Annotated in this window: 10 protein-coding genes; 8 read left to right on the top strand and 2 right to left on the bottom strand. The window is 46.4% G+C overall.

Features of this window, described 5'->3' with window-relative positions; translation table 11 throughout:
• Positions 1-134 precede the first annotated feature (134 nt).
• On the top strand, positions 135-3,467 hold the full coding sequence (locus H6629_23945) for a carbohydrate-binding protein (GenBank protein ID MCB9070840.1): 3,333 nt from the start codon (positions 135-137) through the stop codon (positions 3,465-3,467).
• A gap of 138 nt (positions 3,468-3,605) precedes the next feature.
• On the opposite strand, the gene H6629_23940 is transcribed toward H6629_23945, so the two are convergent.
• Positions 3,606-6,653, bottom strand: a complete 3,048-nt coding sequence (locus H6629_23940; protein ID MCB9070839.1) for a transglutaminase domain-containing protein — start codon at positions 6,651-6,653, stop codon at positions 3,606-3,608.
• Positions 6,654-6,978: 325 nt separating this feature from the next.
• On the opposite strand from H6629_23940, the gene H6629_23935 reads away from it, so the two are divergent.
• From H6629_23935 to H6629_23910, 6 genes are all read left to right on the top strand, one after another.
• Entirely contained in the window at positions 6,979-8,316 is a 1,338-nt protein-coding gene (locus H6629_23935) for a WG repeat-containing protein (GenBank protein MCB9070838.1), read from the top strand.
• Positions 8,317-8,395: 79 nt separating this feature from the next.
• Positions 8,396-8,767 carry a nuclear transport factor 2 family protein gene (locus tag H6629_23930; GenBank protein ID MCB9070837.1) on the top strand — a complete coding sequence of 124 codons (372 nt, stop codon included), beginning with the start codon at positions 8,396-8,398 and terminating at the stop codon, positions 8,765-8,767.
• Between the two features lie 633 nt (positions 8,768-9,400).
• Entirely contained in the window at positions 9,401-9,877 is a 477-nt protein-coding gene (locus H6629_23925) for a nuclear transport factor 2 family protein (GenBank protein ID MCB9070836.1), read from the top strand.
• 133 nt (positions 9,878-10,010) lie between these two features.
• Complete coding sequence (locus tag H6629_23920; protein MCB9070835.1) at positions 10,011-10,400, top strand: VOC family protein; 390 nt, start codon at positions 10,011-10,013, stop codon at positions 10,398-10,400.
• A 34-nt stretch (positions 10,401-10,434) separates the two neighbouring features.
• Positions 10,435-10,788: a VOC family protein gene (locus H6629_23915; GenBank protein MCB9070834.1), complete on the top strand. Its 354-nt coding sequence runs from the start codon at positions 10,435-10,437 to the stop codon at positions 10,786-10,788.
• A 22-nt stretch (positions 10,789-10,810) separates the two neighbouring features.
• Positions 10,811-11,074, top strand: a complete 264-nt coding sequence (locus H6629_23910) for a hypothetical protein (protein MCB9070833.1) — start codon at positions 10,811-10,813, stop codon at positions 11,072-11,074.
• Between the two features lie 7 nt (positions 11,075-11,081).
• Here H6629_23910 and H6629_23905 read toward each other — a convergent pair whose 3' ends face one another.
• Positions 11,082-12,047, bottom strand: a complete 966-nt coding sequence (locus H6629_23905; GenBank protein MCB9070832.1) for an SGNH/GDSL hydrolase family protein — start codon at positions 12,045-12,047, stop codon at positions 11,082-11,084.
• A gap of 416 nt (positions 12,048-12,463) precedes the next feature.
• On the opposite strand from H6629_23905, the gene H6629_23900 reads away from it, so the two are divergent.
• Positions 12,464-13,129 (top strand): hypothetical protein, encoded by a 666-nt coding sequence (locus tag H6629_23900; protein ID MCB9070831.1) that lies wholly within the window; start codon positions 12,464-12,466, stop codon positions 13,127-13,129.
• Positions 13,130-13,150: the final 21 nt, after the last annotated feature.

The following is a 13,150-nucleotide window of genomic DNA, read 5'->3' as shown; positions in this document are numbered from 1 at the left end:
GCTATCGCATGCTTTACTTGCGCAAAGCGGACATCTCCCCTGCTCCCTTCAAACGGGAATTGCGGGGCATGTTAACCATTCCAATTTTGCAGCTTATCAACCGGCATATCGACTTCTAACAAAAGGGAAAACAAATGAATTGCCATTTCAACAATCCGGTTCACGCGAATACGTTACAGCACCGCTTGCCCGGTTTTATGATTGTGTTGTTTCTCTGCTTTTTATCGGTATCAGCGATGGGGCAAACGGTTCCGGTTGGCAATGGCAGTTACAGCACTTCCCTGCCCTCCGGCGCGGTGGGTCCGCGAACGTTTAACGGCGCAGATGCCATACCCAAGGTATCCGGCACATTTAACCAGCCGGTTCAAACCAATGATTTCTGGAGCAGCCTGATTTATCCCTTTTTTAACTCTCCCTATTCCAACATTTTATATGCCCAGCCGCTTAACTGTAAAGCGGTTGCCGGCGGTCTGGAAATCGGCTATACATCCGATCACATTTTTGTAGCCAATGATTATTTGTATCCCTATGCAAAGCAATTAACGGTGGGCGTCAGCGGGTTATCGGCTTCCCAAACCCTTACCCAACAGTATGGCGATTGGACCGTAACAGCATTATGGGAAAATGGTCCGCTATCGATGGAAGCAACGCTAGGTCATGGGCTTCCCTATGTGTTTTTCAGAATTACGGGCGGCAATGCGGTGATTACTGCTGCGCAAACACCCGCAATCTGGTATCAACAGGATGAAGTGTTGGGTATTACCATTAACGGTAAACATTACGGCATATTCGCCCCGACAGGCTCAAGCTGGTCCGGCACCGGCACCTTTCAATCGTCATTGAATGGCAAGGATTACCTTTCGGTTGCGCTGCTTCCGGATGCAAATCCGGCAACGCTGGCATTGTTCAGGAATCACGCCTATGCTTTTGTGGTCAACAGCACCATCGACTGGCAGTATAACGAATCCACTTCGCAAGTGACCAGCACTTATACCTACGAAACCGTTTTAACAGACAGTGCCGCAAACAATATCAACGAAACATTAACCGCGCTGTATCGCCACCAATGGTTAAATACTGCCAATCCGTTGTTGAATTATACGTATCAATCGCCCCGTGGCGTTATGAAACTGGTTGCGGGTAATTCATTCTCTACAAATTTGATGTTTCAGGGAATTTTACCGGCGCTGCCGGATGAAGGCAGCTATAACAGGGCAGTGCTGTTAGGTTATATTCAGGAAGTCGCCGGTGAAACGCTGCCCGTTGGTCCGACATATGAAAACGGCAAGGCAATGGCGCGTTTTTCCCATCTGGTTCACATCGCAGACCAGCTTGGCGCAATAACTGAACGGGATCACTTCCTCAATGAAATAAAAAGCCGCCTGGAAGACTGGTTTACCGTCGGCGGCGAACAGCAATATGTTTACATCGATGATTGGGATGTATTAACCGGTTATCCATCCGGATATGGCGCTGACGACCAGATCAATGACCATCATTTTCATGCCAGCTATGCCATATTGAGCGCGGCAACCATCGCACAATACGACAGCGCATGGGCATCCCAGGAGAATTGGGGCGGAATGGTTAACCTGCTGATAAAAGACGCCAATAATTGGGAAAGAAGTGACCCGCAGTTCCCGTTTTTGCGAACATTTGATGCCTATGCCGGACATTCATGGGCAGCCGGTCACGGTGATTTTGCTGAAGGCAATAATCAGGAATCCAGTTCCGAATCGATGAACTTTGCATCCGCTGTTGTTCTGTGGGGAGAGGTAACGCAGCAAGCGGATATTCGCGATTTGGGTGTTTTCTTATATGCAACCGAAGCTTCTGCCGTTGAACATTACTGGTTTGATGTCGCCAACGAAGTATTCCCCCAAACATATCCTCACGTGGCGATCGGAATGGTGTGGGGCGGAAAAGGTGTGCATTCAACCTGGTTCGGTGCGAATCCGGAGTTCATTCATGGCATCAACATTTTACCGGTTTCGAGCGCATCTTTATATCTGGGAAAATATCCCGCTTATGTGATTGATAATTATAACGAAATTGTTGCAGAGCGAAACGGGCAACCGATCATCTGGCAGGATTTATTGTGGATGTATCTGGCATTGGCAGACCCCAATCTGGCGTTGTCTTATTATTATGCGGACATCGCCTACGAACCGTTTGACGGTGAATCTCGCGCCCATACCTATCACTGGCTATATAATATGAAGAAAATGGGTGTGGTAGAAACATCTGTTTCCGCTGATATTCCAACCTACGCCGTTTTCAGGGATGCGGCAGATGAATTAACCTATGTTGCCTATAATGCCGGATCGCAAGAGCGATTGGTAACATTCTCCGATGGTTTCTCGATGCCGGTGGCTCCCAAAGCGATGGCATCTTTCAGTACTTCACCGGCGAATCCCAATGCGCCGTCTGCTTTATTGTTAACCGACAAAACATCCGGGAAAGCACCGTTACGGATTAATTTTACCGGCAGTCAAAGTTTTGATCCAAACGGTTCACCGCTTTCTTTTTTGTGGGATTTTGGGGATGGCAATACAGCAATGGCGGATGACACCCTGCATGTCTTTTCTGAAGTCGGAACCTACACCGTACGCCTGACGGTAACGAATAACCTCAACCTTTCTGCGACAGACAGCGTTCAGATCTCTGTTCTCGGAAACGGCACGCCCTATTTGGGATCACCATTTACAATTCCCGGAATAGTTCAGGCAGAATTTTACGATGTGGGCGGCGAGGGCGTAGCCTATCACGATAATGACGCCATCAATTGGGGTGTACCGTTTCGCAGTTCGGAAGGTGTGGATATCGAAGCGTCAAATGATCCGGGTGGCGGGTATGACATCGGCTGGATTGAAGATGGCGAATGGGTAGAATACACGATCGATGTGCCGGTAGATGGCATGTACACGGTTGTCCCGGTAATTGCTTCTGTTCCCGGCGGCGGCAGTTTGCACATTGAATTTAACGGCGTTGACCTGACCGGAAACGTTAGTGTTCCGGTGACCGGCGGCTGGCAATTCTGGGAAGAATTGGTGATCCCGGATGTTTACTTAACTGCGGGGCAGCAAGTGATGCATGTTGGCTTTCATTTTGGTCAATTTAACCTGAACTGGATCGAAATAAAGGCTGCACCTTCTGCAATTAACGATGCGCAGGAAATACCCACCGCTTTTGCGTTGAAACAGAATTATCCGAATCCGTTTAATCCAACCACCCGGTTCGAAATCCAGATTCCCGAATCCGGACGGGTTACGCTGAACGTGTATAATTTGATTGGTCAGGAAGTAGCAACGGTTGTAAACCAGGTGTTAACGCCCGGAACGCATTTTTATAACTGGGACGCTTCGGATGTTGCCAGCGGTGTCTATTATTATCGCGTGGCTGTCCATTCGCAAAACGGTGAAGGGATTCGGTTTACGCAAACCAGGAAAATGATGTTATTAAAATAAGGGATCAGTATTCGGTCAGGCTTTGCGGCTTTCGCAAAGCCTGTTTCGTGAGCAGGAAACGGAAGCGACATCTAAAAAATAGCAACCTGAATAGTATCTCATTGCGTCACATCTAATTTATGGTATATGCAAAAGTTGCTATCGTGAAAACAAAAACCGCAATGTCGGCACGGGATTCAGAAAATTCCGTAAAATTTCCCACCATTTGTATTTCCCAAACACTTTATCTTTAAACTGTCCGACAAATTGTTGCACAAATGCGTGATCTTCCGGTTGCAATCCCTGCGGCGCGTATTTGTTTTTGTGATAAATTTGCATGAATTGGGCAAACTGCGTCCCGAATTTTGGATCGATGGTGTATTGTGCATATTCCAGCGGCGTTTTGAGGATTCGCTGAAATCCGAGCTGGTTGAGCGTGAGCAAAGCCAGACGATAGAGCCAATACAGCCGCGCTTTTTCGTTGGCCTGTTTGGCGCGGAGCTGGTAATACACATACATCAGCGAAGCCAGCAGCAGCGCGGTTATCGCGGCAATCGCCAACGCCGTGAGCAGCCAGCGGAAGATGCGCTGCGGCAGCGGCGTTTGTTCGATCTTTAGCGTGACTTTATCCACCGGAATAATTTCCGGGAAACTGTTCTTGAACCAATTGGTGAACGATTCCGTTGCCAAAAACGGCTTCAGTTCGTGCAACGACGGGTGCCCGCTTTCCGCGTGAATGCGCAGCGTATCGCCGACGGACAGCGCCAGATCGCCCAATGGCGTGGCTTCGCCGTCGATCATGATTTCCGCATGCTTCGGGCGAATCTTGATCGACTGCATGTATTTTGCATCAAGCTGGTAATTGCGGTCGCGATAGAAAAGCTTGTCCGGCGCGATGACCAATCCGCTGCTGTCCGGCAAAAATCCCTCGATGCGCCCGTCCACGGCGAAAATCGTTCCTTCCGGCACGGATTCATCGCGATAGACAATGATTGCTTCGTCCACCGGTATCTGTTCCGGGAAACGTTTCGCGAACCAATCCATAAACGGCTGTTTCGATTTGTATTCGGGAATCTGCTGCAACTGGTAATTGAAGGAATACGCCGATAACACCATGTTCCGGTCGAGCGAAAACTCCCCGATTTTCACTTTTTGATCATCGATGGTAACGGTGCCGCCATCCGGTTTCAGCGAGATAATTTCCGCCAGCGAATCGGCGATTTCATATTCCTTTGTGCGATAGCGAATCACATACGGACGCACCAGCACATTTGTGGAATCGCCGCTGATGCCGGTTACCTTGCCGAGCACCGCAAATACCGGTTCGCCGATCACTTCCGGCGGCGTGGCATCGGGTTTGGGCGGACGCACCGGCTCGGTATCGTCGCTCGGTGTCGTATCGAAATCCACCCAGCCGTAACTCGGGAAATACACTTCCACCCAGGCGTGACCCTGATCCGCATATACCCAATACCAGCCGTTATTTTTATTGCTGCGATCGTAAATGGCGTAGCCAACTGCCATTCGTGCCGGAATGCCCGCTGCGCGGAGCAGCAAAACGGTTGCACCGGCAAAATAAGTGCAATAGCCCTGTTTGTTATCGAACAGGAAATAATGCATAAATGATTGACCGGGAGTTTCCGGTGCGCCGGGTTTCAGGGTGTAAGTGAAGCGCGGTTCGCCGGTTTCGTCTTTGCCCAAAAAGTAATCGACGACGGATTCAACCTTGTCGTAAGGCGTTGCTTTTCCTGCGGTTAGTTCGTCTGCAAGTTTGGTGATCAATGTATCGTTCCGGTCGATCGTCGTGTAATAGCGATAGAAAATAGAATCCAGTTTTGCATAGCTGCGGAACGAATCCATGCGCATCGCTTCGGCGCGTTGTTCCTTGAACGCCTGCAATTCCGGGTTGGTGGTGCTGAACATAAACGGCGGCAAATTCCAGATGGAAATCAGCGATGAACACTGATACGCCGTGGTAAATGTTTCGCGATCTTCCGGCGCAACCGGCAATTTCTGGTAAAACCAGCCGGTATTCGGCGATACAAACGCGTTGGGATCGAGCGATTGGTTGTAAACGGTCGCTGAAATATTTTTGCGATATTGATATTCTTCGGTCGTCACGGCAATCACGCTGTCCCACATCGCGAAACCGATCGGCACATCCTTTATCGACGGCGAAAACAAATCGTTCGGCACCGATGACGGCGGATAGGGATCGAGCACAAATTTTTCGTTTTGCGGTTCGTATCGGTTCAGCACAAATCGCCGGAAATGCACCGGCAGCGGGATCTGTCCGCCATCGCGGGTCGGGAAAAAGTTATCGATATATGTTGCAAAAACTGTTTCGTCGGAGAGCTTCACTTCCGGCAGCAACTGCGCGTAATCGTTCAAATCGAACTGCGGTTTTTGGGTCGCGGTATCGGTGGTTTTTTTGAGGAAGCTGGCGGAGTTAGCCTGTGCGCTGTTCATCTGCTGGACCAGCGATTCAGGGATGTCAAAAAAGTATGCATAAATCATCGGGAGCAGCAGCAAAACCGCCAGAATAGCAATGGTTAAAAAACTGCGGCGCATCAAATAGCCAAAATGTTCGCGCTGGAATACTTTCAGCTTTCGCAAATATTCGTTGATCGAAACGATGTAAACGCTGTAAAACATCACCGGCACAATCATCAAAAACAGCAGCGTGACAAAGCGATGCACCAGCGAATCACGCGGCAGCAACGTGGTGGTCACCTGCCGGAGATATTCCGCATCGAGCTGGCTTTGCAATGTGAAAAAATCGTTGATTACAGTAGTCGCGGCAAACACAAAAACGCCCAGCGCCGCCACCCAGGGAAACCAATTGAACCGGGCAAAACCGAATCCGACCACCCAGGCGGCTACAAAAATCGCTGCGTAAATGAAAAAAGCAATCGAATAATAAAACGCATCAAATTCGCCAAAAGAAACGCTGCCGAGCCAGCGATAGGCACTGTAAACGCTGCCGGCCAGCAACAAAAACGTCACCGAAAATCGTACGTTAAAGGCATACAAAAAATAGGAAATAACCAAACCGATTGAAAAAACGATCAGGTTACCGACCGGATCGGTGCGGATTTCGGAAATATTTGAGGCATATAATATCCACAAATACGCCACAATTGCAATGGTGGGAATCAGCTTAAATACTGCATTTGCGAGAATTAGAGTGCCGGATTGTTTTTTCATTTATTGTCTGTTTGTGTTTATTCGTTTCGATTGTTGCGCAATTGTTAACAAAATATGTTAACGTATCATGCATCAAATAGTTCGGTAAATCGGGCGTTCTGCAATTATTTTACGGCTCAAAAATAACATCAACCATTGGTGAAAAACAACAGCTTATCGGTAATAATTGTTTTGAATATTGAATTATCCATCAAATGGTATCTGTTTTTTTTTAACCTGATTATAATTCCTTTTTTTTATTGTGATTTTCATTCTGATTGAATAACATTTATAAAGATCTGACTGCAAAAAAATATCTCCACCACATCGGAAAAAGGAATGTTACATGCCGGCACGCAAGTTGATTCTGATCCTGGTTTTCTGCTTTTCGTCAGGTTTGCAAGCTGAGGATGTCTATTACAAAAATGGCTGTATTCTCAGAAATGTGAAAATTCTCGAATCTTCGGAAACCTATCTTACCGTTCAAAAACATGATGGCAACGTGCGCACGTTGTATCAATTCGTCGTCGAAAAAATTGACGCGATTCCTTTTGACCCGTCACAAAAAACAACCCTCACAGATTGTAAAAAAGAACGGGATTTGACATTTACATCGCCCACAGAAAGGATATTGAGCGCTAAACCGGTCGAATATCCGGTCGTGAAATACCTGCCGGTTTTGGATAACGGCAAACTGAAATTCATCGATTCAACCGGAATGGAGATCAACATTCCGGATGCCAAAGCCAGTTACACAATGGCTGATCTAACGGTGAAATCCGTGACGCGCGTTCAATCCGTCAAACACAGCCCCGAACCCAGATTCAGAGAGGGATTGGTAATTATCAATCGCGGTAAATCGATGTTTACACAAAATTTAGGCAACAATTTTAGATGCATGGATTATAAAGGAAACACCGTTTTCGATATCGCTTGCGAATGGCTGGGCGCTTTCGGCGAAGGTCTGGCGCCGGTGAAAATCGCCCGTTTTTTCCTGATGTTCAAAATAGGTTCACGTTGGGGTTACGTCGGCAGGGATGGCAAAATCCTTATCAAACCGCAGTTCGATTTTGCCGGAACATTTTCGGAAGGATTAGCAGCTGTGAGAAAGAAAGAGAAATATGGATATATCGACCGGATGGGCGATTTTGCCATTAAACCGCTGTTCGACGAGGCAGCGGATTTTTCGGAGAATATGGCATGTGTCCGTTTCGATGACAAATACGGCTATATCGACCGCAAAGGGAAAATGGTAATCCCGGCAACATTTGACAAAGGTTGGAGTTTCCACAACGGGCGCGCGAGAGTAACCGTTGACAACAAATTCGGCTTTATCGACCCAAATGGCGACTACATCATCGAACCCGAACTGGATTTTGCGCTCGATTTTTCCCAAAATCTGGCTTGTGTAAAATGGGATGATAAAATCGGATATATCGATCCGGATGGCACTTTGGCGATAGCGCCGCAATTTTCCAACGGCGGCAGTTTTTCGGAGGATCTTGCGCCGATCGAAATCGATCGAAAATGGGGTTATATCGACAAATCGGGCAACATCATTATCCCGCTGCAGTTCCAGCTTGCCTATCCGTTTGTAAATGGATTGGGAACTGTTTGGATCACGGATTCACCCATTTATATCAGCAAACAGGGTGTGTTAATTCGCTCGGTTGTGGAAGATTAACATTCAACCCAACTATGGCTGACCGATAAATTCTCTCGGGCATAACTGGCAATTTTCCGATTTTATCGAAAGGAAAAATATGGCACAACATAAAAATCCCAAATCAATTGTTAAAGCATGGGTCGATGCGTTTAACCGCGCAGATGTCCATGCAATCGCCGAATTTTACAGCGAAGATGCTGTTAATCATCAGGTTGCTGAAAAACCGGTTGAGGGCAAAACCGCCATCCGGGATATGTTTGCCAGAGAATTTGCCAATGCAGAAATGACCTGTATCATCGAGAATTTATTTGAAGATGGCGATTGGGCGATTCTCGAATGGCGCGATCCGCTGGGTTTACGCGGCTGCGGCTTTTTTCATATCGTCGATGGAAAAATCCGGTTTCAGCGAGGCTATTGGGACAAACTCAGCTTTTTGCGAATGCACGGGCTCCCGTTTCCCACCGAATAACGTTGCCTGAAATTACCGATTCTCTAAAACCCGGACATTAATTTTGCATCACTCCCAATTTCAGTGTGTGACAATTAAAATAAAATGGTATATTTATCAGTAAAGTAATTTAAACGCCCATTCCATTAACGCGCTTTTGGAGAACTATTTATGAGTGAAGTAAAACCAAAATCCGGTTCATTATTCGGTTATTCTTTAACGCCGGTCGGTATGGTGTTGTGCAGCACCGGATTTCTATTTTTTAACGAAAATCTTACCCTAAAATACAGTTTGATGGTCACCGGAATCGTGATCGTTTTAATTGGTTCATTTGTTATCCTTAAATCAGTAAAAAAGTAAATAACGAAACAGCATTTGTTGATATTTTTGAAATTATATCCTGAGCACCGGGAAACGGGACTCAGGATAGCTTCAATATTAACAAAGGCTTCGACGCGATTTTTCCTGAGCCGTATTGTTTGGCATGTGTCGGAGTTCTCAGCCAGACATTCCACATGTTAATTGTCTAATTAATTCTGTCCTTCAATTTAATGTCTGATATTTTCCAAAAAACTGACACCGAAACAGCCATTATTTCCGTTTGTAGGAATAAAAATTTTTCGTTTTTTTAATACGAAACAGGCAGGAATATTCATGAATCCCAACGAATCTGTTATCCATAAATTTTACCGCGCATTTCAAAAAAAGGATTATCGAACGATGATCGAGTGCTATCATCCGGAGATCCATTTTCACGATGAAGTATTTGATTTGCGCGGAAAAGCCGCCGGCGCGATGTGGCACATGCTCTGTGAACGCGGGGCGGATTTGTCACTGGATTACGGCGCAGTAAAAGCGGACGACAACATTGGTTCTGCCCACTGGGAAGCGAGCTACACTTTTTCGGTGACCAACCGGAAAGTGCTCAACAAGATCGATGCGCAATTCGAATTCCGCGACGGCAAAATCATCGTTCATCGCGATCGATTCGATTTTTGGAAATGGTCGCGAATGGCATTGGGCACGCCGGGTATATTTCTCGGTTGGTCGCCGATGTTGCGCAAAAAAGTTTCCGCAACCGCCAACAAGGGATTGCAAAAATTTATTTCGGATCATCCGGAATATCTGTAGGTTAAATTTTGATTGGGTATTTTGATTGGAAATAATCTTACTTTTTCGAGCACAGAACTTATTTTTATGGCAATGTTGTTGAATTTTAGAACTACCCCATGTTTAAGTTGAATCAAAACCGTGGAGTGAACCGATGAAACCAAATTTCAAACCACAGGATTACAACAGCGTTTCTGTGTATATCATGGCAGCTGATGCACAAATGGTGATCGATTTTATGCATGCGACATTTAACGCAACGGAAACCCGCCGATATGAAACACCCGATGGCGGCATTATGCATGCAGAAGTGAAAATTGACGATACAATCGTGATGATCGCCGATGCCGGCGAGGATTATCCCGCTTTTCCGGTGTGGATGCACGTTTACGTGCCGGATGTGGACGCGACATTCAAACGCGCCATCGCCGCCGGTGGAACCGTTGTGCAAGATCCCGTTCAAAAAGAAGGTGACCCGGATAAACGCGGCGGTATCAGCGATCCGTCCGGCAATATTTGGTGGATTTCCACCCAAATCAGCTAATTCATTTACGATAATCAACAGTTGGAGTGCATAAATGAGCAGTGAAAATCAAATCAATTACGTCGAATTTCAATCGAAAGATATAGCCAAAACCAAAACATTTTTTTCGGCAGTTTTTGGCTGGTCTTTCACCGACTGGGGCGAAGAATATGCCAGTTTTAACGACGGAAAAATTGATGGCGGCATTTACCGTTCCGATAACGCTGCATCCGTGGAAAACGGCAGCGTGCTGATTATTTTTTACGGCGAACATCTGGAAGATTTACGCGAAAAAGTGCAGGTAAATGGCGGTAAAATCAGTCGGGATATTTTCTCTTTCCCCGGCGGACGTCGCTTCCACTTTATCGAACCCGGCGGTAACGAGTTGGCAATCTGGTCTGACAAATAAACTGAAATGCATCCGCTAAATGATTGAATATCAATGGTTTGACTTCGTTGGCAACATCGGTGTTTTTTTGATTTTGCTGGCATACATGCTGCTGCAACTGGAAAAAATCGACAGCAAATCGCTGAATTTCAGCCTGATGAACGCGGCCGGCGCCGCGTTCGTGATTGTTTCGCTGTTGTACAAATTCAACCTCTCTGCATTTGTGATCGAGGCGTTCTGGCTGGCGATCAGCCTGGTTGGCATTTTCCGGATATTGTTGAACAAACGAAAAACGACATCCAGCTAAAACCGGTTCATTCCGTCCGGAGCAGCGCGCGAATTTCCGATCGCAACGCCATTGCCTTCCGGTTTGCTTCGTCAATCGGCAAACCTTCCCATTTCCGTTGATGGGTGTGCCCGACGGCCACCCGCCATGCATCGGATAAAATTGTCCGCCGTTCGTCAATTTTTTTGAATAGCGGCGTGCGGCTTTTTTCTGCGGCAACCGCTGCGATATTTCCATTTTCGCTATCCACACCCAACGCATTCAAAATGGTTCGCGCCATCAACCAATGCCCGGCAGAATCCGGGTGAACACCATCCGGGCTGAGCACAAACGTGCTTTCCGTTTTGCGCTGCTCGCGGATAAAACCGGTCATCACTGCGTTCAAATCGATCGTCGCGAGATTCTCATTTTTCAACGTCATCGTCCAATCGGCGTAGTCCGCCAGCACGCTGTCGTAATGGCAATAGGGGTGGAAATAATTGTATCCGGCAGAATCGCTGCAAGTTACCTTCTCTTTTGCAGCAAGCGGATCGAATGGCGGCGGGGTCAACAAAACCAGCTTTGCACCGGTCGCGAATACTTTTTCCATTAGTTTTGTGATGCCGTTTTGATACGCTTGCATGTTTTCCGGACTTTGAGTGGTGTACAAACCGTCGTTCATCCCGTAACATGAAAACACGACATCCGGTTTTAGCTTGTCGAGCGCACTGTCCAACCGTTCGTGAACGCAGGGGCGCGGAAATTCGCGATCCGATTCTGTTTGACAAGACGCTGTTTCGCTGGAAAGCCCGATCGCGATGATATCCATTTCCGCTTCCGGGAATTTTCTGGCAAGTTCGTATTCCAGAAAGCTGACGAAAATTCCGGTGTGGGTGATGCTGTCACCCAATATCAGGATTCGCCCGCGCAAAAACTTGCTTTCCGGTCCGTGATCCGTTGAACATGCGAACAAAAACAGCAACACAATTATTAGCAGATTGCGGGTCGTTTTCATTTTTCACCATCTTAATTGTTGTTTTTTTGGGACAAAATGCCACTTTTTAATACCCGGAAAATGTATCACATTCCCGTATAACAACCGAATATTTTATCTCAAAAAATTGATTTTGGTAATTTTCGCCTAACCCATAAATATTGTGTCGCATAAAAAATTGTCAAATTCTCACCGTTTTCTGTAAAACAATTATTCACGATTTTATTTCAAAGCACATAAACGCATGGCATAACGTATTAGCAAAAGGTGACAGCTAAAGTTTTTCCAACTTGGTTCGATAATTACGGATAAAATCTGTAAATCAAATTTTAACCGGCACTTAAGGGTAGCCGCAACCGTTTTAAAATGAAATACCCTTTCGCATGGAGATGTTCAGTTTACATCGCGCAGCGTTTTTTTTGAAGGGAATCGTGAAAATGATTGAGCAAAGCAGTAACCCGTCCCCCAACGCCAAAACCGGCGTCCGTTCGAAAACAACCATTACTGTTATTAATAACGCCCAAAAACGCCGGTATTTGTTTGGCGAAAAACTGAACGATTGCCTGACGGAATTGACGTTCCGCTATTTTTCCCGTCCGCTGCCAAAACCCGGCTTGATTCCCCAATTAACCTTCAGCAAAAATGAACTTGGCGTTCGGATTTCCACTCATCCGGCGATTCGCAAAACAATCGACGAGATCTTGTCCGGCGCGCAAAATGTGATCGGCTGCATCAAAACGACCGGAATTCCGGCTGAGATTTCCGGGCAACATCAAAAATATTCTGCCCAAAAGGTAAACCGGAAATCGCTGGAAGAATTTCTGCATTCCTATGAAACAGAGTTCAACCACAAAATGGATGAGGCAGAATTAAAAAATGTCCGGCAGATTTTTCTCGATGAAGCAACGATCGATCGGTATTATCAAACGTTTGAACAACGGATACATTTATTGCTGAACAAGCTGGTGCGCAAATTTTTTCCCGAAACGAAAACGTTTTCAAACAATGCATTACTGGCACTTGCTAACTTTTTGTATCCATTTGCATCCGAATTGTCGGATTTGTTGATCGAAATATCGGAAGATTCATCCGCTGAAAAATAATTGTTCCGCGTTGTCTTATTC

This window comes from Calditrichia bacterium (assembly GCA_020634975.1).
Taxonomy (GTDB): domain Bacteria; phylum Calditrichota; class Calditrichia; order RBG-13-44-9; family J075; genus JACKAQ01.
The sequence above is the reverse complement of the archived record's forward strand: the minus strand, read 5'-3'. Positions and strand labels throughout refer to the sequence as shown.